The organism is Ramlibacter ginsenosidimutans (genome assembly GCF_016654015.1).
GTDB classification, from domain to species: domain Bacteria; phylum Pseudomonadota; class Gammaproteobacteria; order Burkholderiales; family Burkholderiaceae_C; genus Ramlibacter; species Ramlibacter ginsenosidimutans.
Window position 1 is genome coordinate 1,116,993 of the sequence record NZ_JAEPWM010000001.1, and the last position, 24,958, is coordinate 1,141,950.

The window sequence follows — 24,958 nt, forward strand, 5'->3', positions numbered from 1 at the left end:
GCGTGCAGGCATGGCCGCTCAGGCCATGCCGACCTGGTGCGGCTTGCGCACGGCGACGGGCACCGCAGCCTGCTGCGTGGCCGCCAGCGCCTGCTCCTGCGCGACCAGCTCCGCGAAGATGCGCCGGAAGTGCGACAGCGCGGCGTCCGATGCGATCGCCTGCAGCTCGAAGGCCGGGTCGGAATCGATCACCACCTGCTGCGCTTCGATGAGGTGCTTGTCTTCCAGGAAGCCTTCGATGAGGCTCTGGTGCAGCGAGCGCGAGATGTTGTGGTCCTCGCCCTCGTAGTTGTTCAGGTAGGTCCAGAAGAAGTGCGTGGTGCGGCGCGTCTCCGGCGTCATGAACTGGCAGTTGCGGTACTCGCGGCTGCCCTCGCGGTTGCCTTTCTCGGCGCCGGTGCCCGCGGGCGAGAACAGGGTTTCCAGGAAGAAGGTGCCCGGGATGTGCATGTGGCCGATGTTGCGGCGGTCGACGTGCCGGTCCTTCTCCGCGGCCGGCAGCACCTTGCGGTGGAACGGCGGCGGCGGCGCATCCATGTGCCAGCGCTCGACGCGGAAGCCGCGCGGCAGGCGCTCGATCGCCACGGGCTTGGTCTTGTACGCGTACTCCTCGGAGCCGCCCAGCGTTTTCGTGTGCACGAACGCGAGGTGAGCGAAGTCGGAGAGGTTGTCGACGATCAGCAGCCAGTTCGCGGCGTAGTGCATGTAGTCGGGCACGCCCTTCCACTGCGGATCGCGCAGGTAGGGGAAGTCGATGATGTCGTCCGGGTTGGCCTGCGCGGGGTCGCCCATCCAGATCCACACCAGGTGGTCCTTCTCGATCACGGGATAGCTCTTGACACCGAGCTTCGCGGGCACGACTTCCTGGCCGGGAATCTGGATGCACTTGCCCGTGGGATCGAACTTGAGCCCGTGGTACATGCAGCGCACGCAATCGCCCTCGCGCCGCCCCAGATGCAGCGGCACCCCGCGATGGCAGCAGCGATCGCGCAGCGCGACGACCTTGCCCGATTCGGACTTGTAGAGAAGCACCGCCTCTTCGAGGATGGTGCGCGCGAGCATGCGGCCGTCGATCAGTTCATGGTCCCAGGCGGCAACGTACCAGCAGTTCTTCAGGAACATCGGGTTCTCCAGCAGGTGTGCCCCCGTGCGAGGGCGTGGACAATGCTAGGCACAGCCTCGGTCCGGGGCAAGGAAGCGGCGTGGCCGCTGTGTTCCGGATCCTGAACAATGAACTGGGACGACTTCGACGCCTTCTGCCAGGTGGTGGACCATGGCGGCTTCACGGCAGCAGCGCGTGCGCTGGATCGGCCGAAGTCGAGCCTGAGCGCGTCCGTGTCGCGGCTGGAAAGCGAGCTCGGCACGCGCCTGCTGGAGCGCACGACGCGCCAGCTGCGGCTGACCGACGCGGGCGATTCGCTGTACCGCGACATCGCGCGGCCGCTGGCGCAACTGCGCGAGCGCGCGGTGGAGGCGCTCGCGCAGGGCGCCACCGTGCAAGGCACCCTGCGCGTCGCCGCGCCCTACGAATTCGGTGCGCATCATCTGGCCGCGGTGGCGTGCCGGCTGCTGCGGGACCATCCCCAGCTCAAGGTGCACATCGATGTCGAACACGCGAGGGTGGCGCTGTTCGAGCGGCAGTACGACATCGTCTTTTCTTCGCTCGAACACACGGTGGCGCCCGCTACCGTCGTGACGAAGCGGGTGTATTCGCTGGAGCGGGGACTGTTCGCCGCGCCGTCGCTGCTGGCCGGGCGCGCTGCACCTGCGCACCCGGACGATCTCGAGGCCCTGCCGCTGCTGGCGGGTGGCGAGGACCAGCGCTGGGGTTTTCGCGGCGCCGGCGGCGCGGAGGCGGACATCGAGCTGCGCAATCCGCGCATGCGCAGCGGCAACGCGGAACTGCGGCTGAAGGCGGCAATCGCCGGCATCGGTGTCCTGCGCATCACCTCCACCTTCTGTGCGCAGGCCGTGGCGCAGGGCTTGCTCCAGCCCGTGCTGCAGGCGTGGACGCCGGAGCCGCTGAAGATCTATGCGCTGCTGCCCGGGCGCAAGCTGGTGCCGGCGAAGGTGCGCGTTTTCCTGGAGCTGCTGGAACAGGAGGCGGCGGGGAGTTTGTGAGCGCGCCGGCCAGCGTGCCTCTCTCGCTCTGGCTCTCGTAGGCTGGCGGTGAGCGCAAGCGAACCCCAGCGACCCAGTGAAGCGCAGCGAGCTGGGGTTCGGCTGCGCCTCACCACCAGCCTACGAGCCCGATGGAGCGGTCCGCGAGGCCGATGCAGCGGTCCGTCTTCCGGCAAACGCCACGTACCACTCGAGGCATTGCGGGTTCGCCATCGCATCCCGGTTCACCACCTTCTCCAGCGGCTGGCCCAGCAGCAGTTTCTTGATCGGCAGTTCCTGCTTCTTGCCGGAGAGCGTGCGCGGCACCTCCGCGACCTGCACCATCTCGTCCGGCACGAAGCGCGGGCTCAGCGCCGTGCGGATCGCCCCGGCGATCTTTGCCTGCAGCCCCGCGTCGAGCGTGAGGCCGGGACGCAGCACCACGAACAAGGGCATGTAGCTCTCGCGGCCCAGGAATTCCAGATCCACCACCAGCGAGTCCAGCACCTCCGGCAAGGCCTCGACCGCGCTGTACAGCTCGCTCGTGCCCATGCGCAGGCCGTGGCGGTTGATCGTCGCGTCGCTGCGGCCGTAGATGATGCAGCCGCCCTCGGGCGTGATCCGCAACCAGTCACCGTGCCGCCAGACGCCGGGGTACATGTCGAAGTAGCTGGAGAGATAGCGAGCGTTGTCCTGGTCGTTCCAGAAGTAGATCGGCATCGATGGGATCGGCTTCGTGCACACCAGCTCGCCGACTTCGCCGATCACGGGCTCGCCCTGTTCGTTCCACGCCTCGACCGCGCAGCCCAGCTCGCGGCATTGCATCTGGCCCGGCACCTGCGGCAGTTCGCGGTTGCCGCCGATGAAAGCGCCCGCGAAGTCCGTGCCGCCGGAGATGTTGCACCACCAGATGTCGGGCGTTCCGAGCTGCTCGAACTGCCGCGTGCCCCAGCGCTGCACGTCCTCCGACAGCGGCGAGCCGGTGGTGCCCAGCGCCCGCACGGTCTTCAGCCCGGGATGCTGGCGCAGGTCCACGCCGGCCTTCATGCAATTGGCGAAGAAGGCCGCGCCGGCGCCGAAGAAGGTGACGCCCAGGTCCGCGGCGAAGCGCCACAGCACGGTCCAGTCCGGGTTCTCCTTGCTGCCGCCCGGGTTGCCGTCGTAGATGCAGCAGGTGGTGCCCGAGAGCAGGCCGGCCATCTGCGCGTTCCACATCACCCAGCCCGTGGAGCTGTACCAGTGGTAGCGCTCGCCCCAGCTGTTCGGGTCGTAGCTGCAGCCGACGTCGTTGTGCAGCGCGCCGGCGCCCATCATCACCAGCGTGATGCCGCCATGCCCGTGCACGATCGGCTTGGGCAGCCCTGTGGTGCCGCTGGAGTACACGATCCACAGCGGATGATCGAACGGCAGCCACATCGGCTCGAAGGCGTCGACTTCCGCGCCGGCGGCCGCGGTGGCCTGCGCCAGGTCCGTGAAGGCCGGCAGCGCCGCATCCAGGCCGAGATTGCGGTGGACCAGCAGGTGCGTGACGCTGGGCAAGGCCGCGACCAGCTGCCCGACCACGTCCGTGCGGTCGTGGTCGCGGCCGCCGTAGCTCACGCCATCGCAGGCGATCAGCATCTTCGGCGCGATCTGCTTGAAGCGGTCCAGGACCGCGTTGGTGCCCATGTCCGGCGCGCAGATGCTCCACACGCCGCCCAGGCTCACCACCGCCAGGAAGGCGACCATCGCCTCCGGGATGTTGGGCAGGTAGGCGGCCACGCGGTCGCCTGGCTGCAGGCCTTGCGCGCGCAGGTGCAGGGCCAGCGATGCGGCCTGGCGCCGCAGCTCGGGCCAGGACAGCTCGCGCTGCCGCCCCTTCTCGTCGCGCGCGATGATGGCAGGGAAGCCGGCGGCATGCGCCGGCTGCACGTGCCGGAACACCTGGCGCGCATAGTTGAACTGCGCGCCTTCGAACCAGCGCGCGCCGGGCATCTTTTCCTCCGCGAGCACCTGGCGGTGCGGCGTGGGCGATTCCATCCCGAACCAGTCCCACAGGCTTTGCCAGAAGCCGGAGAGATCGCGCACCGACCACTCCCACAGCTGCTGGTAGCTGTCGAACTGCAGGCCGCGGTGCGCGCGGAGCCAGTCCTGGTAAAGCCGGATCCGGGGAACGTACGGTGCTGCGCTCATGCGCGTCAGATTAGCATCGGGGCCACGCCGGCCCCAACGGAGGTTTTCCCATGGCACGCCAGTTCGTCGACCTGTCCATCTATCTCGAGAACGACGTGGTGTCGGACCCACCGGCGTTCGCGCCGAGGATCGAGTACTTCACGCACGACAACACGTTCCCGCAGATCGCGCCGTTCTTCCCCGGCCTGCAGCAAGGCGACCTGCCCGATGGCGAAGGCTGGGCGGTCGAGAAGGTCAGCCTGTCGACGCACAACGGCACGCACCTGGACGCGCCCTACCACTTCCACTCGACGATGAACCGCAAGCTCGGCGAGAAGGAGCGCGCGATCGCCATCGACGAAGTGCCGCTGGAGTGGTGCTTCCAGCCCGCGGTGAAGCTGGACTTCCGGCACTTCGCCGATGGCTACGTCGTCACGGCTGCGGACGTGCAGGCGGAGCTGGCCCGCATCGGCCATGCGCTGCAGCCGCTGGAGATCGTGGTGGTGAACACGCGCGCGGGCTCGCGCTACGGCCAGCCCGATTACGTGGCCGCCGGCTGCGGCATGGGCTACGAGGCCACGATGTTCCTGCTGGAGCGCGGGGTGCGATTGACGGGCACGGACGCCTGGAGCTGGGACGCGCCCTTCGTGCACACCGCGCAGAAGTACGGCCAGACGCATGACGCGTCGCTGATCTGGGAAGGCCACAAGGCGGGCCGCGACATCGGCTACTGCCATCTCGAGAAGCTGCACAACCTGGAGGCGCTCCCGGCGGACGGCTTCTACATCAGCTGCTTCCCGCACAAGATCCGCGGCGCCTCCGCCGGCTGGACCCGTGCGGTCGCGATCTTCGACGACCGGCTGTTCGCGTAGGGCCGGCCGGCGCGGTGCCTTGCGGCGCCGGGCCATTGTCCCTAGCATCCGCTCGAACCAACGAGAGGAGAAGAGGATGGCCTTGTTCCAGTGGACGGAAAGACCCGCTGCAGTCCTGCAGCAAGGAGGCGTGATCGCGCCCGACGAGCGCCTGCCCTGGCCGCAGACCGCGGCGATGGGCGTGCAGCACGTCATCGCGATGTTCGGGGCCACGGTGCTGGCTCCGATCCTGATGGGATTCAACCCCAACATCGCGATCCTGATGAGCGGGATCGGCACGATGATCTTCTTCCTGATCACCGGCGGCCGGGTCCCGAGCTATCTCGGCTCCAGCTTCGCCTTCATCGGCGTCGTGATCACGGTGACCGGCTACAAGAGCGGCGCCAACGCGAACATCCCGGTGGCGCTGGGCGGCATCATCGCCTGCGGGGTCGTGTATGCGCTGATCGGCGCGGTGGTGCACGCGCTCGGCACGGGCTGGGTCGAGCGCCTGATGCCGCCGGTGGTGACCGGCGCGGTCGTCGCGGTGATCGGGCTGAACCTCGCCGGCGTGCCGATCAAGAACATGGCGTCCAACAACTTCGAGAGCTGGATGCAGGCCGTCACCTTCGTGTGCGTGGGAATCGTGGCCGTGTTCACGCGTGGCATGGTGCAGCGCCTGCTGATCCTGGTAGGCCTGGTGCTGGCGAGCATCGTCTACGCCATCTTCACCAACGGCATGGGTTGGGGCAAGCCGATCGACTTCTCCGGCATCGCGAACGCCGCCTGGGTAGGCGCGCCCGCCTTCAACGCGCCGACCTTCTCCGGCCCGGCCATGCTGCTGGTCGCGCCCGTCGCGATCATCCTGGTCGCCGAGAACCTGGGACACATCAAGGCGGTGACCGCGATGACCGGCCGCAACCTGGACCAGTACATGGGCCGTGCCTTCATCGGCGACGGCGTGGCGACCGTGGTGAGCGGCTTTGCGGGCGGCACCGGCGTGACGACCTATGCCGAGAACATCGGCGTCATGGCGGCGACCAAGATCTACTCCACGGCCGTGTTCCTGTTCGCAGCGCTCATCGCAGTAGTCCTCGGCTTCTCGCCGAAGTTCGGTGCGGTGATCCAGGCGATCCCGCTGCCCGTGATGGGCGGCGTGAGCATCGTGGTGTTCGGGCTCATCGCCATTGCCGGCGCGAAGATCTGGGTCGACAACCGGGTCGACTTCTCCCAGAACCGCAACCTGATCGTCGCGGCGATCACGCTGGTGCTGGGGACGGGCGATTTCACGCTGGGCTTCGGCGACTTCAAGCTGGGCGGCATCGGCACCGCGACCTTCGGCGCGGTCCTGATCTACGCGCTGCTCAATCGCAATGCCTCGCCGGGGGTTTCGGTGGCCGACGCTCCGAACGTCGAGGCGCCGACCCGCTAACATCCTGCGCATGCCGATCTGGACCCGTCCCATCACGATTGAAGCGCTCACCGAGAGTCACAGGAACACCGCCCCCGAGCACCTGGGTCTCGAGTTCCTCGAGGTGGGCGATGACTTCATCCGGGCCCGCGTGCCGGTGGACCACCGCACGCGCCAGCCCTTCGGGCTGCTGCATGGCGGGGTCAGCGTGGTGCTGGCGGAAACGCTGGGGTCTTGCGGAGCGGTCTACTGCGCGCCGCCCGGGCACCGCGTGGTGGGGCTGGACATCAATGCCAACCACATCCGCGCGGCCACCTCGGGCTGGGTCACCGGCAAGACGACGCCGGTGCATGTCGGGCGCAGCACGCAGGTGTGGGCGATCGAACTGCACAACGACGCCGGCGAACTGACCTGCGTCTCGCGCATCACGATGGCGGTGCTGGCGCCGCGCTAGCGCCGGCCGCTCAGCTCGCCTGCGAGCGGGAGAGCCGTTCGCTTTTCCAGTACACGTCGTCGCCGCCATGCATGCGGTTGCACACGCGCGCCAGCACGAACATCAGGTCGGAGAGGCGATTGAGGTACTGGCGCGGCGCGGCGCGCAGGCTGTCCTGCGCCCCGAGCGCGACCACCGCCCGCTCTGCGCGGCGCGCCACGGTGCGGCACACGTGCGCCTGCGCCGCGGCACGGTTGCCGGCGGGAAGGATGAACTCCTCGAGCCTGGGCAGCTGCGCGTTGTAGTGCTCCAGCGCCTGGTCCAGCGCCAGCACGGCGTCGCCCTTGAGCAGCTCGAAGCCCGGAATCGACAGCTCCCCGCCCAGGTTGAACAGCTGGTGCTGGATCTCCACGAGCAACTCGCGCGCATCGGCCGGCAGCTCCTCGCACAGCAACAACCCGAGGTGCGAATTCAGTTCGTCCACGTCGCCCATCGCGCGGACGCGCAAATGGTCCTTGGGCACGCGGGTGTTGTCGCCGAGGCCGGTGGTGCCGTCGTCTCCGGTGCGGGTGGCGATCTGGGTCAGGCGCTTGCCCATCTGCTTTCTCCTGTTGCCCCATTGTCCGCCATGCGCCTGACCGGTCCTACAGCAACTGGAGCCGCGGTCGGCTCGGCCTTTGGCCGCTGCCGGGCCACGATGATTGGAGGCCACGCTGGCGCCTCGGCGGCGGCCCCTCCAGGAGTTCCGCCATGCAACGCTTCGCACCCTTGTTCGCCGCCGGCCTCTGCGCCCTCCTCGCTGCCTCTGCCGCGCAGGCGCAGAGCGGCAGGACCGTGAACCGCACCATGACGCCCGCCGCCTCGACGTACAGCGCGACGCGCACGCCCGGACAGGCCGGCCGGATCCCCATCCACGTTGACGGCAGCGTCGGCTTCACGGGAACGCTGCCTTCGATCAGCGGCGACTCCGGCTCGTCTCCGTCGACGACCGCGGCCGTCCCGGCGACCAGCTCGAACCCGGGCGGCGGCTTCGTCGTTCCCGGGGAAGTGGCACCGGTCGGGGTGAACACGGCGGTGCTCGGGGCAGGCGCTTCGACGATGGGGCCGAGCCAGTACGCGAGCGACTCGGGCGCCGGCGGCTACAACGCCACGGACGTCGCGCGCTCCTTCTTCTTCGCCGACGCGAACCACGACGGGGAGCTGACGCGCGCCGAGTTCCGCCGGCTCAGCATCGTGACCATGCCGTTCGAGCAGATGGACCGCAACTTCGACGGGGTGATCTCGCGCTTCGAGTACGAAGATTCGGTGCGGTGAACTCCCGCGGTCGCGCTCCGGGCCGGCGCACTACACTGGCGGCTGCTGCCGGAGCCCCCCATGAACGCACCCACCACCCTCGCCCACCTCGTTCCCGACGTCCACCAGCGTGAGGTGCCTGCCGCACTGATCGCGGCGCTGAAGGCCCGTTTCGCCGACCGGTGCTCGACGGCGCTGGCCGTGCGCGAACAGCATGGGCGCGACGAGTCCTCGTTCCAGTGCCCGCCCCCGGCCGCGGTGGTGTTCGCCGAGAGCACGCAGGACGTCGCCGATGCCGTGCGGCTGGCCAGCGAATACGACACGCCCGTCATTCCCTTCGGCGTGGGCTCGTCCCTGGAAGGGCACCTGCTGGCCGTGCAAGGCGGCATCAGCGTGGACGTCCAGCGCATGAACAAGGTGCTGTCGGTCAACCCCGAGGACCTGACGGTGACCGTGCAGCCCGGGGTGACGCGCAAGCAGTTGAACGAGGAAATCAAGAGCACGGGCCTGTTCTTCCCGATCGATCCGGGCGCCGACGCCTCCATCGGCGGGATGAGCGCCACGCGCGCGTCCGGCACGAACGCCGTTCGCTACGGGACGATGCGCGAGAACGTGCTGGCGCTGGAAGTGGTCACCGCCAGCGGCGAAGTGATCCGCACGGGCACGCGGGCCAAGAAGTCCTCGGCCGGCTACGACCTCACGCGCTTGTTCGTGGGCAGCGAAGGCACGCTTGGCGTGATCACCGAAGTCACGGTGCGCCTGTACCCGATCCCCGAGGCGATCTCCGCCGCGATCTGCTCCTTCCCGAGCATCGAGGCGGCGGTGCGCACCACGATCCAGATGATCCAGCTCGGCGTGCCGATCGCGCGCGTGGAGCTGATCGACGTGAACACCGTGCGCATGGTGAACGTGCACAGCAAGCTCGGGCTGCGCGAGGAGCCCATGCTCCTGATGGAATTCCACGGCTCGCCTTCGGGCGTGAAGGAGCAGGCCGAGACGGTGCAGGAGATCGCGTCGGAGTTCGGCGGCAAGTCCTTCGAATGGGCCGAGACGCCGGAGGAGCGCACGCGGCTCTGGACCGCGCGCCACAACGCCTACTTCGCGGCGGTGCAGTCGCGTCCGGGCTGCCGCGCCATTTCCACCGACACCTGCGTGCCGATCTCGCGCCTCGCGGATTGCCTGCTCGACTCGGTGGCCGAGGCGGATGCCAGCGGTATCCCCTATTTCCTGGTCGGCCACGTCGGCGACGGCAACTTCCACTTCGGCTACCTCCTGGATCCCGAGGCCCCGAAGGAGCGCGAGATCGCGGAGGAGCTGAACGACAAGCTGGTGCACCGCGCGCTCGCGCTCGGCGGCACCTGCACCGGCGAGCACGGCGTCGGCCTGCACAAGATGGGCTTCCTGGTGGACGAGGCCGGCGCCGGCGCCGTCGACATGATGCGCACCATCAAGCGGGCGCTCGATCCGAAGAACATCATGAACCCGGGGAAGATCTTCTCGATCGGCTGAGCCCGATCCCGCTGGGGCTGGGTCCGGCAAGCTGGCGCCGCTCTAGTTGGGCGGCAGCGCCACCGTCGGGGCGCCGCCCAACTCGGTGATCTTCCATTCCTCGTTGATGTTGCGGAAGGCGATGCCGACCGCGCGGTTCTCGACGTCCGCGACCAGTCCTTCCTTCTCGTAGTCGTCGCCCCATTGCACCTTGAGCGCGCGGATGGAGGCGGCGATGCGCCGCATCTCGTCGTCGTTCAGCTGCTGCGAGCGCGCCTGCCAACGCAGCAGCGCCGGGCCCGACAGGCAGTTCAGCACGGTCGCGCGGTCACCCGTCATCAACGCGCCCAGAAACACCTGCCACGTCTTTTCCACGGTCTGGAAGCGCGTGTCGGGCGTCCGGGCGAGCGGCTCGATCGCATGCAGCCAGTCGTCCGTGCACAGGCGCAGCGGCAGCGTCATTTCGCCGCGGCGGCCAGCGCGCACCTTGGCCGCGAGCAGCCGGTCGTACTCCGCCAGGGTCGGGCCGTGCCGGTGGATCCACGCGTCATAGACCACGGCGCTCTTCTCGGCAAACCCTGGCACGTCCGCCCGGCAACGCTGGAATTGCGCCGTGAGGTCGAGGATCTCGCGCTTGCGTTTCGTCGGCTTCACGAACGGCTCGTCCGGGGACGCCATTTGCGCGGCGGCGGCGAACCTGGCGGGGATGGAGACCAGGGCCGGCGTGCTCACCGATCGCTCGCTGGCCGGTGATGCGGCCAGGGCGGATCTGACGGCTGGTGGCGCTAGGGCCGGCGCCGGCGCTGCCGCGGGGTGGTCCGCTGATGCCGCGTCTGCCGCAGCGGGAACGGGTTTCACCGCCGGCCGGGCCGGGGCATCGCCAACGAGCTCCGACAACGCGCAGGGGTTCCGCTGGAAGCTGATGCTGCCGTCGGCCATCTGGCAGCGATAAGGCTCGGTCCCCTGGGCCGCGACCGTGCCCGTCACTCCCGCCAACACCAGGGCCAACAGCCATGCCCTCTGACGCGTCTTCATCGGATCTCTCCGGCCAAGCACATGCATGGCATGCTAGGCAGGTGCGGCGGAGGGCGTCCACTTCCAAAGGCTAACGTATACAATATTTCGGATATGCTGCCTTGGGAGACGAGCGCCGAGCCCGACCATGCCCTTGCGGCGACCGTGCGCGCCACGTCGCTGGGCAAGCTGGTGCGCGACGACGTGCTGGGCATGATCCTGCGCGGCGAGATCCAGCCCGGGCAGCGAATCAACGAGCCTGACGTGGCCGCTCGCTTGGGCGTCTCGCGCGTGCCGGTGCGGGAAGCGCTGCGGGAGCTGGAAAGCTCCGGGCTGGTGGAGGCTCGCAAGCACTCCGGCGTTTTCGTGCGCAGGCTGGGCGCGGACGAGATCCGCAGCCTCTATGAGATGCGGGCGCTCCTGGACGGCTTCGCCGGGCGGCGCGCGGCATCGCTTCCCGCAGGCCAGCGCCAGCGGCTCGCCCAGGCGCTGGATGCTTCCGTCAGTCGGATGCAGGACGCCGCCCAAGCGGAGCAGGTGAGCACCTACTACAGCGAGAACCTGCGATTCCACTGGATGCTCGTGGAGGCGGCCGGCAATCCGGCACTCACCGAGACCTACCGCAACATCATCCAGAAGCTGCACCTGTCGCGGCTGACCAACCTTTCCCACGGCCTCGGCATGCAGGCGTCGGTGGCGGACCACCGTGAGATTGCCGCCGCGCTGCGTGCCGGCGATGCGGGCCGCTGCGAGCGACTGCTGGCCGACCACGTCGAGCGCGCCCACGAGCGCCTCGCATCGCACACCCATTCCAAGCAAGGAGACTGAATCCATGGCCCGCAACACCCAGGTCCCGGCGGACCACAACGCCCCGCCGATCACGCGCATCCTGGCCGAGTACGTCGCCCAGCATCCCTCGCGCGGCTGGAGCGACGCCGTCGACCACGAGGCGCACCGTACCTTCCTGAACTGGCTGGGCTGCGCCGTCGGCGCGGCAAGGCACGAGGCCGCCGACGCTGCGCTGGCCGCCGTTGCCGAACTGCAGCCGGCCCCGCAAGCCACGGTTGCCGGCCGCAGCGAGCGGGTCGACATGGCGAGCGCGGCGCTCGTCAATGGCATCACCTCGCACACCTTCGACTTCGACGACACGCACCTCAAGACCATCATCCATCCGGCCGGACCGGTGGCGAGCGCGCTGCTCGCACTGGCCGAGCACCAGGGCATGAATGGCCGCGCAGTCGTCGACGCGCTGGTGTTGGGCATCGACGTGGCGTGCCGACTGGGCAACCTCGTCTATCCCGAACACTACGACCGCGGCTGGCACATCACGGGCACGACCGGCATGCTGGGCGCCGCCGCCGGCTGCGCGCGCCTGCTGAAGCTCGATGCGCACCGGACGCAGATGGCGCTGGGCATTGCCGCGTCGCAGCCGATCGGCCTGCGCGAACAGTTCGGCACGATGACCAAGCCCTTCCACCCGGGCGCTGCCGCGCGTGCCGGCCTGATGTCGGCGTTGCTGGCTGCCAAGGGCTTCACCGCCAGTCCGCGCGCGCTGGAAGCGCCGCGCGGCTGGGCGCAGGTCGTGTCGACCAAGACCGCCTGGAACGAGGCCACCGACGAACTCGGCCAGCGCTTCGAGATCTCGTTCAACAGCTACAAGCCGTTCGCCTGCGGGATCGTGATCCACCCCAGCATCGATGCCTGCGTGCAGTTGCGCGACCAAGGCGTCCGCGCCGAGGACGTGGAGCGCATCGAGCTGCGGGTGCACTCGCTGGTGCTGGAACTCACGGGCAAGAAGGAGCCGGCCGACGGGCTGCAAGGCAAGTTCAGCGTGTACCACGGCTGCGCCGCCGGCCTGATCTTCGGTCGTGCCGGCGAGGACGAGTACCACGACGACATCGTGAATCGCCCCGACATGGTGGAGCTGCGCCGCAAGGTGGTCGCGACGGTGGACAACAGCATCGACGAGGCCAGCGCCGACGTCACGGCGTTCATGAAGGACGGCCGCAAGGTGCACGTGTTCGTCGAACATGCGATCGGTTCGCTGCAGCGGCCGATGACCGACGCGATGCTGGAAGCGAAGTTCACGCAGCTGGCCGATCCCGTGCTGGGTGCGGGGCGGGTGAAGCAACTGATCGCCGCGTGCTGGGGTCTCGGGCAGGCCCAGGACGTGCGCGCGCTCGCGGCACTGGCGCGTCCCTGAGCAGACGTCGCCGCAGGAGGGCCGGGGGGCGGTCGCTGCCGCCCAGCACTCAACCCGCGAGCTGCAGCAGCAGCGCTCCCAGCGCCTGCACCGAAGCCACGTCGTCGTAGAGCGCGCCACGGCGAGCGACGATCTGCTGGCGCACGCGCTCACGCAAGGCCGCGTCCTCGCACAGCCGCACGACCCGGTCGGCATAGGCGGCGTGGCTGTCGGCGATCCACTCGTCCAGCTGCAAGCTGCGCAGGATGCCGCTGGCGAAGCGGCCGCGCAGGAACCGCCCTTCCCACGCCACCACGGGCGTGCCGCATTCGACGGCCTGCATCGCGATGTCGAACCCCGAACAACCCACGGTGTCCAGAATGACGTCGGTTCGCTGCAGCAGGCCGGAGAAGGCCGCTTGCGATAGCCGGGGCACGAAGCGCACGTGGGCGTCGAACTCCACCTGCGCCGCGGCGAAGGCGGCGCGCAGCCTTTGCTCCAGTCGCGCGGCGAGCCCGTCCTCGCGGCGGAGGAAGAGCAGCTTGCAAGGCGCGCAGCGGCGCGCGATCTCCACCCACAGCGCATCCTCGCTCGGGCCGTACTGGAATGCGAGGCCGGGCGCGACCAGCAGCCGGTCGCCGGGCGCGATGCCCCAAGTCGCCAACGGCGGCGCCTCGGCCCGCGTGCCATGCGGACGATACGCACAGCCCAGCCCGGGCAGCGCGTGCAGTGTTTCGCTGTAGTGCTCCGCCGCAGCGACCGGCTCGAAGGCCTGCGCGCTCAGGTAGCCGTCGATGGTGGGCAGGCCGGTCGTGAGCGGATGGCCCCAGCCCGCCAGTTGCACGCGGGCGAGCCGCAGCGACGCGAGCCGCAGCGTGCTCGCATCCCTGCCGACCTCGGGATAGATGACCACGTCCAGGCGCGCGTCGCTCACCGCCTTCGCGCACGCGCTCCAGTCGCGCAGCCCTTGCTGCAAGCTCGCTACGTGGCCCTGGGCCCAGCGCATGGCGTCATTGGCGATGCTGCCGACGTGGAACAGGTGCAGCTCGAAGCGCTCGCGGTCCAGGTGCCGGACCCAACCGCGCAGCAGCGCGTGCGCGAGGGAGGGACCCGATCCGTGCGCCGAGACGATGCCCACACGCAGCCGCTCGCCCGTGCGCGCTGCGGCCGGCGGCGGCACCTTCGCGCGCTTCGCCCAGGTCGCCATGAGTTCCGCGCAGAGCGCACCGTAACGCCGCAACACTGCGGCGTGGTTCTCTTCGATAGCCGCGAGCTGCAACGGCTGCTGCGCGCCCACCGCCTGCCACGCATCCGCCCTCGTTTGCGTGCGGCACCAGTTGCACAGGCGGTCGAGGTCGCGCTCGAACGCTTGCAGCCCCTGGGCCTGCTCGTGCTCGCTCGCCGCAACCGCAGGCAGCTGCGCCACGACCGCGCCCCAGCGCGCGCGCACGTGCTGGCTGTCGATGCGCACTGCCGCTTCATACGCCGCGCGCGCACCAGCTGCATCGGCGTCGCCCATGAGCGCCTGGCCGAGCCAGTAGTGCGCCTCGGCGTCGCGCGGATGCTGCGCAAGATAGTCGCGCAGCAAGGCTGCCGCTGCGCCCCACTCCCGACGGTCGATTCGCAACATTGCCAGGTTGAACGCGGCCTCGGAGAGCTGCGGCTGCAGCACCAGGGCACGCTCGAACGACTGCACCGCTTCGTCGCTGCGACCCAGGTCCTTGCGCACGGCGCCGAGATTCGCGTGCGCAATGGCGTCGCCGGGGTGCGCTGCGAGCGCCTGCTGGAGCTGCCGCTCGCTGGCGGCGACCTGGCCGCGTTGCAGCAGGAAGCCCGCCAGCTCACGGTGCGCGAGCGCGAGCCGCCTGGCCTTGCCGCGGGCGCGAGAAAGGTGCTGGGCCGCCATATCCTGCCGCCCCTCGGCGAGCGCCAGCAAGGCCGCTTCCGCCAGGATCGCCGGGTCGCCCGCGTCGCGCTGCAACGCTGCCTCCAGCGCTTCGCCTGCCGGCTTGCGCCGCCCTGCGACCACATGCGCGCGGCCGATCGCCAGCCAGGCTTGCGCATCGCGCGCATTGCCCGCGAGCAACTGCTGCGCGATCGCGATCGCATCCTTGCCCCGGCCCCGGTCGGTGAGCAGGAAGGCGCGCGTCAACAAGGCGCCACGGTCGCTCGCCGCACGGGCCAGCCGGTCGCTCGCGACCCGTTCCGCCTGCTCGATCTCGCCCGCGTGGTACAGCGCCAGCGGCTCTTCGGCCGTGATGGAACGACTGCGCCAGTACGAGACGAGCTTGTCCAGCATGCGCGCGCGTGCGTCAGGCCTGCCCGCGCAGGCGGTCGATCAGGCCGTTGAGTTCGTCCAGCGAGCCGAACTGGATGGACAGCTCGCCCATCTCCTCGACGCGCCCGTGCCGCTTCACGCGCTTCTTCACGCGCACTTCCACTTCCGCGGTGAGCAGGTCCGAGAGTTCCTCCTCGATGCGGCGCATGTCGCGCGACTTCTCCTTCTTGGGCTTGGGCGAGACCAGCGAGAACTCCGCGCCGATCCTCTTCACCAGGCTTTCCGCCTCGCGCACCGAGAGCTTCTTCTGCGCGATCTGGTTCGCCGCCGTGATCTGTGCCGCGCGCTCCAGCGCCAGCAGCGCGCGGGCGTGGCCCATGTCGATGTCGCCCGCCATGAGCATCGTCTGCACGGCGTCCGCAAGATTCAGCAGGCGCAGCAGGTTCGACGCCGCGCTGCGCGAGCGACCCACCGCCTGCGCCGCCTGTTCGTGCGTCAGGCCGAAGTCCTTGATCAGGCGTTGCAGGCCTTGCGCTTCTTCCAGCGGATTGAGGTCCTCGCGCTGGATGTTCTCGATCAGCGCCATCGCGGCGGCGGCCTCGTCGGGCACGTCGCGCACCAGCACCGGCACGCTGTCGAGACCCGCGAGCCGCGCTGCGCGGAAGCGGCGTTCGCCCGCGATGATTTCGTATTTGCCGGCGTTCTCGCCTTCGGCCAGCCTGCGCACGAGGATGGGCTGCATGATGCCCTGCGCCTTGATGGACTCCGCGAGCTCGTAGAGCGCACCCTCGTCCATGCGCGTGCGCGGCTGGTACATGCCGGGCACCATGTCGCCCAGCATCAGCGACGCGGGCTGGCCGGGACCGGGCCCCGTGCCATCGCCGCCAGCGCCCGCGTTCTCGTCCACCTTGGGACCGAGCAGCGCTTCGAGGCCGCGGCCCAGGCCCTTGGGTTTCTTCGTCACCATCGGAAAACCTTCTTCAGTCTTTCATGAGGTCCTGGAGCAGCACGTGGCCCTCGGGCCAGCTCGCCAGGCCGGAATCGGCGTTGATGTGGCCGCAAGGGCCGTAGTCCATGAACTGCGCGCGCCATGCGTGCGCGAACAGCTTTGCGCGTTCCAACGCGCAGTACGGGTCGTCACGGCTGGCGAGCAGCACGCTCGCGAAGGGCAGTGCGCTCAGCTCGATCGGCGTCCACGAGGGAAGCTGCTCGCGGAGCTCGGGACGCTCCACGTCGGGGGCCGCGACGAGCAGCGCTGCCTTCACGCGATGCGTGTTGCGCGAGTGCGCGGCCCACGCTGCGGCGAGGATGCACCCCAGGCTGTGCGCCACCAGCACCGCGGGCTCGTCGCAGGAGAGCACCATGTCTTCCAGGCGGGCGATCCAGTCGCCGCGCAGGGGATGCTTCCAGTCGTGCTGCTCCACGCGCCGGTAGCCGTGGCGCTGCTCCCAGATCGTCTGCCAGTGCTTAGTCCCGCTGTTTTCCCAGCCGGGCAGGAGCAGGACGTTGGCCGGTTTCACTGCTCTTTTTTATGTAGCAGGCCACCGAGGCTGACCGTCTGTTCCGTCTTGGCGGCGGGACGCGCTCCGGTGCCGGGGCGCGCGCCCCCGAGGCGCTCGACCATCTCGTTGGCGAACTCCACGAAGGATTGGCTGCCGCGCGCACCGGGGTCGAAGGCAAGGCCCGGGAGTCCGTAGCTGGGTGCCTCGGCGAGCCGCACGTTCCGCGGGATGACCGTGTTGAACACCTTGTCGCCGAAGTGCGATTTCAGCTGCTCGCTCACCTGCTGCTGCAGCGTGATGCGCGGGTCGAACATCACGCGCAGCAGGCCGATGATCTCGAGGTCGCGATTCAGGTTGGCGTGCACCTGCTTGATCGTGTTCACCAGGTCCGACAGACCCTCGAGCGCGAAGTACTCGCACTGCATCGGCACGATCACGCCGTGCGCGGCGCACAGGCCGTTGAGCGTCAGCAGCGACAGCGCGGGCGGGCAGTCGATCAGGATGAAGTCGTACTCGCCATCGACCTTGGCCAGCGCCTCCTTCAACCGCGTCTCGCGCCGGTCCACGGCCACGAGTTCCACTTCCGCGCCGGCGAGGTCGCGGTTGGCGCCCAGGATGTCGTAGCTGCAGCCGGCCTCCTTCAGCCGCTCGCTCACCACCCGCGCTTCGGCGATGCTCGCGGATTCGAGCAGCACGTCATAGACGGTGTGCTGCAGCTTGCGCTTGTCCACGCCCGAACCCATGGTCGCATTGCCCTGCGGGTCGAGGTCCACCATGAGCACGCGCTGCCCGATCTTGGCGAGGCCGGCGGCCAGGTTCACCGCCGTGGTGGTCTTGCCCACTCCGCCCTTCTGGTTGGCGACGCAGAAGATCTTGGCCATCAGCGTGCACCCGCCGGGCGAGCAAAGACTGGGCAGGAAGGACGACGAGGGCAGGACATATTCATTTGCTGACCGCCAGCTTCACGCCGAAACCGATGAGGCACACCCCGGCAAGTTTGGTGAGCGTGCGCCCGATCAGCGGGTTGGCGCGCATGCGCTCGGCGAGGAAGTGCGTCAGCAGGACGGCCGTGAGGCCGTAGAGAAAGGTGAGGACGGCCACCGTCACAGCCATGGCGGCGAAGGTCAGCAGGCCCGCGTGCCGCGCCGGGTCGACGAACAGCGGGAAGAAGGCCATGTAGAACACGATGGCCTTGGGATTCAGCAAGGTGATCACCGCCGCCTGCTTGAAGTAGTGATGCGGCTCGATGTGAAGAATGGGCGCGGAGCCGGGCTTGGCCAGCAGCATCCTGGCGCCGAGCCAGGCGAGGTAGACGGCACCCGCCCACTGCACCGCATGGAAGGCGGCCGGATACGCGACCAGCAAGGTGGCCACGCCTGCCACCGCAGCCCACATCAGCACCTGGTCACCGGCGATCACACCGAAGGTCGCCCCCAGTCCGCCCTTGATACCGCCCTTCCCTGTCGAGGTGATCAGCGCCAGGTTGCCTGGGCCGGGGATGGCGAGAAAGATCAGGATCGCGACGACGAATGCGCCGTAGTCTTTAACGCCGAACATGGACCGCCTCCAGGTGAAGGCCGAGTTTAACTGCCGGCAGCCGGCGATCCCGGCTCGATGCGGCGACGCATCCAGACGATGCAGCGTTCGGCCGACAGTTCAGGCACGATCAATTGTTCCACGTGGAACGCTTCGGCTGCCGGCGGCAGCGCGGCGAGCTCCGCGTCGGGCCGCTTGCCCTTCATGGCCAGCCAAACGCCGCCTGCGGCGAGGGCGCCTTCCGACCAGGTGACGAAGTCCGCCAGCGAAGCGAAGGCGCGGGAACTCACGACCTCATAGGGGCCGGCCAGCTGCTCCACCCGGTCGTGCAGGCCGCGGAGGTTAGGCAGCCTCAGCTGCACGGCCACTTGCTGGATAAAGGCGGCCTTCTTGCCCACCGTATCGACGCAGTCGACGTGGATCTCCGGGCAACAGACGGCGATCACCACGCCCGGCAACCCGGCCCCCGAGCCCACGTCCAGCAAGCGGACCGCCCTGCCCCCGGTCTGTCGCCGCAAGGCAGGCACGGCCGCCAGGCTGTCGAACAGGTGCTGCACGAGCATCTCGTCCGGGTCACGGACAGCCGTGAGGTTGTAGACCTTGTTCCACTTGGCGATGAGCTCGAGATAGGCGAGCAACTGCTCCTGCTGGCGCACGCCGAGCTCGATACCAAGGGCGGCCGCCGCGGCAACCAGTCGGGCGCTCGGATCCGATGCCGCACTCATTCCGGGAGACTCCGCACCGCGCGTCGAAAGATGGGCCGGCGGTTCATGCCGCCTTCTGCCCGTTCTGGTTCGCAGCTTCGGCGAAGCCCTTGAACTTGTTCTTCTTCAGGTGGACCAGCAGCAGGGAGATGGCCGCAGGCGTCACGCCGGAAATGCGGGAGGCCAGGCCCAGCGTTTCCGGTCGATGCTTGTTCAGCTTCTGCCGCACCTCGATGCTCAGCGCCGGCACCTGCATGTAGTCGAGTTCGGGCGGGAGCTTCAGGCCCTCGTAGTACGCGGCGCGCTCCACTTCGTCCTTCTGGCGCTCGATGTAGCCGGAGTACTTGGCGCCGATTTCGATCTGCTCCACCACCGGCGCGTACAGCACGTCCAGCGTTTCACGTGAAACAGCGTCGCTCCTCCAGCGGCCACCCTCCATCGAAACCAGCGCTTCGTAGCCCACGTCGGGCCGGCGCAGCAGGTCGCCGAGGTTGTACTCATGGTCGATTGAGACGCCGAGCACCCTCTTCGCTTCCGCGTCGGAGAGGATGCGCGGATTCACCCAGGTCGCCTTGAGCCGCTCGGTTTCACGTGAAACAGCGTCGCGCTTGCGGCAGAAAGCGTCCCACTGCGCGTCGCCGACCAGTCCCATCGCGCGCCCTGCCTCTGTCAGCCGAAGGTCGGCGTTGTCCTCCCGCAGCTGCAACCGGTATTCGGCCCGGCTGGTGAACATGCGGTAAGGCTCGGTCACGCCCTTGCTGATCAGGTCGTCGACGAGCACGCCAAGGTAGGCCTGGTCGCGGCTCGGCAGCCAGGCTGCTTCGCCCCTGGCCTGCAGAGCCGCATTGAGTCCGGCGAACAGGCCCTGGGCCGCGGCCTCCTCGTAGCCGGTGGTCCCGTTGATCTGGCCGGCGAAGAACAGGCCTGCGATCGCCTTGGTCTCGAAGCTCGCCTTCAGCCCGCGCGGATCGAAGTAGTCGTACTCGATCGCATATCCGGGCCGCAGGATGTGGGCCCGCTCCAGCCCGGGCAACGTGCGCACGAGGCCCAGTTGCACGTCGAAAGGCAGGCTCGTCGAAATGCCGTTCGGGTAGAACTCGTTGGTCGTGAGTCCTTCCGGCTCCAGGAAGACCTGGTGGCTGTCCTTGTCCTTGAAGCGGTTGATCTTGTCTTCGACGCTGGGACAGTAGCGGGGCCCCACCCCCTCGATGCGGCCGGTGAACATCGGGCTGCGGTCGAAGCCGGAGCGGATGATCTCGTGCGTTCGCTCGTTGGTGTGCGTGATCCAGCACGGCACCTGCCGCGGGTGCATGTCGGCGCGGCCCATGAAGCTGAACACAGGCACCGGGTCCAGATCGCCGGGCTGCTCCTCGCATCGCGAGAAATCGATCGTGCGACCGTCGATGCGCGGCGGCGTCCCGGTCTTGAGCCGGCCCTGCGGCAGCTTCAGCTCCTTCAGCCGGGCCGACAGGGACACCGCCGGCGGGTCGCCGGCCCGCCCAGCCGCGTAGTTCTGCAGGCCGACGTGGATCTTGCCGTCGAGAAAGGTCCCCGCGGTCAGGACCACCGCCCTGCCCCGGAACCGGATGCCGACCTGCGTCACGGCGCCGACCACGCGGTCGCCCTCGACCATCAGGTCGTCCACGGCCTGCTGGAACAAGGTGAGGTTGGCCTGGTTCTCAAGCCGGCGCCGGATCGCGGCCTTGTAGAGGATGCGGTCCGCCTGCGCCCGGGTGGCGCGCACCGCCGGTCCCTTGCTGGAGTTGAGGATGCGGAACTGGATGCCGGCTTCGTCGGTGGCAATCGCCATCACGCCGCCGAGGGCGTCCACCTCCTTCACGAGATGGCCTTTGCCGATCCCGCCGATCGAGGGGTTGCAGGACATCTGTCCCAGCGTCTCGATGTTATGGGTGAGGAGCAGGGTCTTGCAGCCCATGCGCGCAGAGGCGAGGGCCGCTTCGGTGCCGGCATGGCCGCCACCGACCACGATGACGTCGAATTCTTCGGGATACAACATGGGAGGAGCGCCGAACCGGGCGCAGGGGGCCACTCTTGGCCTGTGGCAGGGAGGGGCCGATTTTACGGGGCTGCGACGAAAGCTGCCGGCCGTGATGCAATGCGCCCATGAAAGTCCTCGTGTTCGCGGGCAGCACGCGCAGCGGCTCCTTCAATCGCAAGCTGGCGCGCGAAGTCGCCGCCATGACGCGCGAGCGCGGCGCCGAAGTCACGCACCTCGAACTGGGCGACTACAACATCCCCATGTACAACGCGGACCTGGAAGCCAGCGGCACGCCGGACGACGTGATGAAGCTGAAGTACGTGTTCCATGAGCACCCCGCCTGGATCGTCTGCACGCCCGAATACAACGCGAGCTACCCGGCCCTGGTGAAGAACACGCTGGACTGGCTTTCCAGCCCGGTGAAGAGCGACCCGGTCTGGAACGACGACTTCCGCTTCAGCCGCGGCAAGGTCGTGGGCGTGCTGAGCGCCTCGCCCGGTGCGCTCGGCGGCCTGCGCTCGCAGAGCCACCTCATCCCCTTGCTGCTGAACCTGCAGTGCTGGGTGGTGCCGCGCACGTTTGCGCTGGGCCATGCGGGCACGGCCTTCGACGCGCAGGAGCGGCTGGCGGACGACGCCAGCCGGCGCCGCGTCGCCGCCGTAATCGAACAAACCCTCTGGGCTGCGAGTCGCTTGCAGTCAGAGCAAACCGCTACGAAATAAAGAGCATGGACTGTCGTCCGGGATGCGGTGCCTGCTGCATCGCGCCCTCGATCACTTCCCCGATCCCGGGCATGCCCCACGGTAAGCCCGCGGGCGTGCGCTGCGTGCAACTTGATGACGCGAACCGCTGCCGCCTGTTCGGCCGGCCCGAGCGGCCCGATTTCTGCGGCGGCCTGCAGCCCTCGAGCGAGATGTGCGGAAGCTCCAGCGCGCATGCGCTCACGTGGCTGGCGGCACTCGAACGCGCGACTTCGCCGGCCTAGACCCCGACGCCGAACTGCTCCAGGCGCGGCACCGACGCGATCGCGATACGGCCGTAGCCCAGTTCGATCGCCCCTTCGCGCATCAGCCCGTGCAGCTCCTTGCTGAGCGTCTGGCGGGAGACGCCCAGCATCATCGCGAGCGCCTCCTGCGACACCGGAACGACCCGCCGCGGATCGCGCGCCTGGCTCGCATCGCCGCGCGCGAGCAGCAGCAGCCGGCGCGCCACACGCGCGCGCGTGGATCGCAGCGTCGCATCCTCCACCATTCCGTACAGCGAGCGCACGCGGCCCGCCAGCAGGCGGCACACGCCGAGCGCGAACGCCGGCCGCTTCATCATGCGATCGAAGTCCGCACGCGCAAGCGCCAGCACTTGCGTGTCGCCGGCCGCGGTCGCATCGTGGGTGCGCGCCTGCCCGTCGATCAGCGAGATCTCGCCGAACCAGTTGCCCGCTTCCAGCACCGCCAGGATCGCTTCCTTGCCGTCTTCGCGCAGGCTGGACGCCTTGATGCCGCCCGAGAGCACGCCATAGAACGCGCCCTGCCCCGGCGGCACCACATCGCCCTGGCGGAACAGCATCTCGCCCGCCGCGTAGTGCTGCCGCTCGCACGCCCCAACCAGGGCCTTGCGGTCCGCGACCGGCAAGGCCGAGAACCACGGGTTCACGGACATGCGGCGCAGCAACTCGGCCGGCGTGGGGAGGGTCACGAGAGGGACAGTCAGGAGGTGGGACTTCCCTGCATTGTCCAAATCTTGACAGTGAGGGGTCAAGCCCCGGCGAAGAATGGCCGCCAGGAGACTGCTTCATGAACGCACGCGCCCGCTTTCTTCGCATGCAGGACAGCACTGCCGCCGACTGGCAGGTGATCGCCGGCGAGTTCATGCCGTTCGCGCAGGCCCTGCCCGATCGCGTGGTGAAGCACCTGCAGATCCTGCAGGGCGACTACGGCGGCTTTCCGGTCGACCGCTACACCCACTCGCTGCAGACCGCCACGCGGGCGCTGCGCGACGGCCGCGACGAGGAGTACGTGGTGTGCGCCCTGCTGCACGACATCGGCGACACGCTGGGCGCCTTCAATCATCCCGACATCGCGGCCGCCGTCCTCAAGCCCTTCGTGAGCGAAGCGAATCACTGGATGGTGCAGAACCACGGCATCTTCCAGGGCCACTACTTCTTCCATCACCTGGGCCTGGACCGCAACATGCGCGACCAGTTCAGGGACCATCCGCACTACGCGCGCACCGAGGAGTTCTGTGCGCTCTACGACAACCCCGCATTCGACCCTGAAGCGGAGACCCTCCCCATCGAGGAGTTCCTGCCCATGCTGCGGCGGGTCATGGCGCAGCCGCGCAACTCGATCTACCTGAAGAAGGAGAACCCATGAACATCGCATCCCTGCGCGAAGTCGTCAGCGCCGAGGAGTGGCAGCTGCGCGTCGACCTCGCCGCCGCCTACCGCCTCGTCGCGCACTACGGCTGGAGCGACCTCGTCTTCACGCACATCAGCGCGCGCATCCCCGGCCCGGAGCATGCGTTCCTGATCAACCCCTACGGGCTGATGTTCGACGAGATCACCGCGTCCTCGCTGGTGAAGGTCGACCAGGACTGCAACAAGCTGATCGACGCGCCCTTCCCCGTGAACCCGGCGGGCTTCGTGATCCACAGCTGCATCCACCAGGGGCGCGACGACGCGGGCTGCGTGCTGCACACGCACAGCCGCGCAGGCGTGGCCGTGAGCGCGCAGAAGGCGGGCGTGCTGCCGATCTCGCAGCAAAGCACCTTCGTGCTGGCTTCGCTCGCGTACCACGACTACGAAGGCGTGGCCCTGCGCGACGACGAGAAGCCCAGGCTGCAGCGGGACCTCGGCGACAAGAATTTCCTGGTGCTTCGCAACCACGGCCTGCTCACCGTGGGCCGCACCATTCCCGACGCCTTCCTCTCGATGTACACCTTCGAGAACACCTGCCGCATCCAGATCGACGCGCAAGCGGGCGGCGAACTGGTCTACGTCGACCCGCGCATCCTCACCGGGATGGAAAAGGTGATGAAGACGGTGACCGCGGGACAGGGCGCGAACATCGCCTGGCCGGCGCTGCTGCGCAAGCTGGACAAGCTCGACCCCTCGTACCGGACCTGAGCGGCTAAGCAGCCGCCCTCGCGGCGGCCTGCCGCGCCAGCGCGGGCGCGGCCACCGGCGGGATGACGTGCCCCGGCCTGGGATCGTGCTCCAGCACCATGACTTCCTTGCGCGTCATCCGCAGCTGGCCGAACATGGTCGCGAACGCCACGTCCTTCGCGTCGCGTCCGGTGCCGATGCGCACCACCCGATCCACCGGCGCCATGCCGGTCGGATCGAACAGCATCCATTGACCATCCAGCCAGGCTTCGAAGACCGCATGGAAGTCCTGCGGCGGCTCGTCGAACCAGACATAGCCCACCACGAGGCGCGCCGGGATGTTGAGCGCACGGCAGAAGGTGATGCCCAGGTGCGCGAAGTCGCGGCACACGCCCGTGCGGTGCTGGAACACCTGTTGCGCGGTGCTGTTCGAGTCGGTGCTGCCCGGCTTGTACGCGACGTTCGCGCGGATCCACTCCTCGATCGCGTGCACGCGCGCATAACCCGGGGCGAGCTCCCCGAACAGGCGCACCGCTTCGTTGGACAGGAGGTCCGACTCGCAATAGCGGGTGGCGAGCAGGTAGGGGAAGATCTCGTCCGGCACCTCGGCCACCGGGCGCTCGCGCAGGCTCGTGTCCGGCGCCGGCGTGTGCACCTCGACCTCGGCCTTGTACTCGACGCACAGGGGTCCGGGTTGCGCGTCGAAGCGCAGGAGGCGATTGCCGCTGCGCGGGTCCACGTAGCGGTGCGGCGTCACGCCCGAGGAGATCGCGAGCGACTCGCTCACGATGTCCTGCGTGGGCCAGTGCGCCGCTTCGATGTTGAAGCAGAAGTGCGTGGGCGACTCGACCTCGTACTCCAGGAGGATGTCGACAGTGGAGAGGTGCATCCGGCGCCTTGGCAAGGGAGATACCTC

General features: G+C 68.7%; 25 protein-coding genes. 12 read left to right on the forward strand and 13 right to left on the reverse strand.

The genetic code is table 11. The features are described from left to right. Positions 1-18: 18 nt before the first annotated feature. A complete protein-coding gene (locus JJB11_RS05500) occupies positions 19-1,122 on the reverse strand; it encodes an aromatic ring-hydroxylating oxygenase subunit alpha (RefSeq protein ID WP_201166869.1) in 1,104 nt (367 codons plus the stop codon). Between the two features lie 108 nt (positions 1,123-1,230). Here JJB11_RS05500 and JJB11_RS05505 point away from each other — a divergent pair, with 108 nt between their 5' ends. Further along, positions 1,231-2,121, forward strand: a complete 891-nt coding sequence (locus tag JJB11_RS05505) for a LysR family transcriptional regulator (RefSeq protein WP_201166870.1) — start codon at positions 1,231-1,233, stop codon at positions 2,119-2,121. A gap of 120 nt (positions 2,122-2,241) precedes the next feature. On the opposite strand, the gene JJB11_RS05510 is transcribed toward JJB11_RS05505, so the two are convergent. After that, complete coding sequence (locus JJB11_RS05510) at positions 2,242-4,272, reverse strand: acetoacetate--CoA ligase (RefSeq protein WP_201166871.1); 2,031 nt, start codon at positions 4,270-4,272, stop codon at positions 2,242-2,244. A gap of 50 nt (positions 4,273-4,322) precedes the next feature. Between JJB11_RS05510 and JJB11_RS05515 the strand changes: the two genes are divergently transcribed. The 3 genes from JJB11_RS05515 to JJB11_RS05525 all read left to right on the forward strand — a co-directional run bounded on the left by JJB11_RS05515 (position 4,323) and on the right by JJB11_RS05525 (position 6,967). After that, positions 4,323-5,123 carry a cyclase family protein gene (locus tag JJB11_RS05515; RefSeq protein WP_201166872.1) on the forward strand — a complete coding sequence of 267 codons (801 nt, stop codon included), beginning with the start codon at positions 4,323-4,325 and terminating at the stop codon, positions 5,121-5,123. Positions 5,124-5,199: 76 nt separating this feature from the next. Further along, positions 5,200-6,534, forward strand: a complete 1,335-nt coding sequence (locus tag JJB11_RS05520; RefSeq protein WP_201166873.1) for a solute carrier family 23 protein — start codon at positions 5,200-5,202, stop codon at positions 6,532-6,534. A gap of 10 nt (positions 6,535-6,544) precedes the next feature. Next, positions 6,545-6,967, forward strand: a complete 423-nt coding sequence (locus tag JJB11_RS05525) for a hotdog fold thioesterase (protein WP_201166874.1) — start codon at positions 6,545-6,547, stop codon at positions 6,965-6,967. A 10-nt stretch (positions 6,968-6,977) separates the two neighbouring features. On the opposite strand, the gene JJB11_RS05530 is transcribed toward JJB11_RS05525, so the two are convergent. Further along, entirely contained in the window at positions 6,978-7,544 is a 567-nt protein-coding gene (locus JJB11_RS05530) for a cob(I)yrinic acid a,c-diamide adenosyltransferase (RefSeq protein ID WP_201166875.1), read from the reverse strand. Between the two features lie 152 nt (positions 7,545-7,696). On the opposite strand from JJB11_RS05530, the gene JJB11_RS05535 reads away from it, so the two are divergent. Next, on the forward strand, positions 7,697-8,260 hold the full coding sequence (locus tag JJB11_RS05535; protein WP_201167082.1) for an EF-hand domain-containing protein: 564 nt from the start codon (positions 7,697-7,699) through the stop codon (positions 8,258-8,260). Positions 8,261-8,320: 60 nt separating this feature from the next. Further along, positions 8,321-9,748 (forward strand): FAD-binding oxidoreductase, encoded by a 1,428-nt coding sequence (locus JJB11_RS05540; RefSeq protein WP_201166876.1) that lies wholly within the window; start codon positions 8,321-8,323, stop codon positions 9,746-9,748. Positions 9,749-9,790: 42 nt separating this feature from the next. Here JJB11_RS05540 and JJB11_RS05545 read toward each other — a convergent pair whose 3' ends face one another. Then, positions 9,791-10,789: a hypothetical protein gene (locus JJB11_RS05545; protein WP_201166877.1), complete on the reverse strand. Its 999-nt coding sequence runs from the start codon at positions 10,787-10,789 to the stop codon at positions 9,791-9,793. 66 nt (positions 10,790-10,855) lie between these two features. Here JJB11_RS05545 and JJB11_RS05550 point away from each other — a divergent pair, with 66 nt between their 5' ends. Together JJB11_RS05550 and JJB11_RS05555 are read left to right on the forward strand one after the other, a co-directional pair. After that, positions 10,856-11,569, forward strand: a complete 714-nt coding sequence (locus JJB11_RS05550; protein ID WP_201166878.1) for an FCD domain-containing protein — start codon at positions 10,856-10,858, stop codon at positions 11,567-11,569. Positions 11,570-11,573: 4 nt separating this feature from the next. Beyond that, positions 11,574-12,944, forward strand: coding sequence for an MmgE/PrpD family protein (locus JJB11_RS05555; RefSeq protein WP_201166879.1), 1,371 nt, complete (start codon positions 11,574-11,576; stop codon positions 12,942-12,944). A gap of 49 nt (positions 12,945-12,993) precedes the next feature. Here JJB11_RS05555 and JJB11_RS05560 read toward each other — a convergent pair whose 3' ends face one another. The 7 genes from JJB11_RS05560 to mnmG form a co-directional block, all read right to left on the reverse strand. Continuing rightward, positions 12,994-15,222 (reverse strand): tetratricopeptide repeat protein, encoded by a 2,229-nt coding sequence (locus tag JJB11_RS05560; protein ID WP_201166880.1) that lies wholly within the window; start codon positions 15,220-15,222, stop codon positions 12,994-12,996. Between the two features lie 13 nt (positions 15,223-15,235). Further along, entirely contained in the window at positions 15,236-16,168 is a 933-nt protein-coding gene (locus JJB11_RS05565; protein WP_201166881.1) for a ParB/RepB/Spo0J family partition protein, read from the reverse strand. 13 nt (positions 16,169-16,181) lie between these two features. Then, positions 16,182-16,721, reverse strand: a complete 540-nt coding sequence (locus JJB11_RS05570) for an alpha/beta fold hydrolase (RefSeq protein WP_201166882.1) — start codon at positions 16,719-16,721, stop codon at positions 16,182-16,184. Beyond that, on the reverse strand, positions 16,718-17,584 hold the full coding sequence (locus tag JJB11_RS05575) for a ParA family protein (RefSeq protein ID WP_201166883.1): 867 nt from the start codon (positions 17,582-17,584) through the stop codon (positions 16,718-16,720). The genes JJB11_RS05570 and JJB11_RS05575 overlap by 4 nt, the downstream gene beginning before the upstream one ends. Positions 17,585-17,645: 61 nt before the next feature. Beyond that, entirely contained in the window at positions 17,646-18,260 is a 615-nt protein-coding gene (locus JJB11_RS05580; protein ID WP_201166884.1) for a LysE family transporter, read from the reverse strand. A gap of 26 nt (positions 18,261-18,286) precedes the next feature. After that, positions 18,287-18,964 (reverse strand): 16S rRNA (guanine(527)-N(7))-methyltransferase RsmG, encoded by a 678-nt coding sequence (gene rsmG, locus JJB11_RS05585; RefSeq protein ID WP_201166885.1) that lies wholly within the window; start codon positions 18,962-18,964, stop codon positions 18,287-18,289. 43 nt (positions 18,965-19,007) lie between these two features. After that, on the reverse strand, positions 19,008-20,960 hold the full coding sequence (gene mnmG, locus JJB11_RS05590; protein ID WP_201166886.1) for a tRNA uridine-5-carboxymethylaminomethyl(34) synthesis enzyme MnmG: 1,953 nt from the start codon (positions 20,958-20,960) through the stop codon (positions 19,008-19,010). 107 nt (positions 20,961-21,067) lie between these two features. Here mnmG and JJB11_RS05595 point away from each other — a divergent pair, with 107 nt between their 5' ends. Together JJB11_RS05595 and JJB11_RS05600 are read left to right on the forward strand one after the other, a co-directional pair. After that, positions 21,068-21,664: an NADPH-dependent FMN reductase gene (locus tag JJB11_RS05595; RefSeq protein WP_201166887.1), complete on the forward strand. Its 597-nt coding sequence runs from the start codon at positions 21,068-21,070 to the stop codon at positions 21,662-21,664. Positions 21,665-21,669: 5 nt separating this feature from the next. After that, a complete protein-coding gene (locus JJB11_RS05600) occupies positions 21,670-21,927 on the forward strand; it encodes a YkgJ family cysteine cluster protein (RefSeq protein ID WP_201166888.1) in 258 nt (85 codons plus the stop codon). Here JJB11_RS05600 and JJB11_RS05605 read toward each other — a convergent pair. Beyond that, a complete protein-coding gene (locus JJB11_RS05605; protein WP_201964612.1) occupies positions 21,924-22,634 on the reverse strand; it encodes a cyclic nucleotide-binding domain-containing protein in 711 nt (236 codons plus the stop codon). The two genes, JJB11_RS05600 and JJB11_RS05605, sit on opposite strands and share 4 nt — an antisense overlap. A 98-nt stretch (positions 22,635-22,732) precedes the next feature. Here JJB11_RS05605 and JJB11_RS05610 point away from each other — a divergent pair, with 98 nt between their 5' ends. Together JJB11_RS05610 and JJB11_RS05615 are read left to right on the forward strand one after the other, a co-directional pair. Further along, positions 22,733-23,311 (forward strand): HD domain-containing protein, encoded by a 579-nt coding sequence (locus tag JJB11_RS05610; RefSeq protein ID WP_201166889.1) that lies wholly within the window; start codon positions 22,733-22,735, stop codon positions 23,309-23,311. Continuing rightward, positions 23,308-24,063, forward strand: coding sequence for a class II aldolase/adducin family protein (locus JJB11_RS05615; RefSeq protein WP_201166890.1), 756 nt, complete (start codon positions 23,308-23,310; stop codon positions 24,061-24,063). Before JJB11_RS05610 ends, JJB11_RS05615 begins: the two co-directional genes overlap by 4 nt. A gap of 4 nt (positions 24,064-24,067) precedes the next feature. On the opposite strand, the gene JJB11_RS05620 is transcribed toward JJB11_RS05615, so the two are convergent. Further along, positions 24,068-24,931: a transglutaminase-like domain-containing protein gene (locus JJB11_RS05620; protein ID WP_201166891.1), complete on the reverse strand. Its 864-nt coding sequence runs from the start codon at positions 24,929-24,931 to the stop codon at positions 24,068-24,070. Between the last annotated feature and the right edge of the window lie 27 nt (positions 24,932-24,958).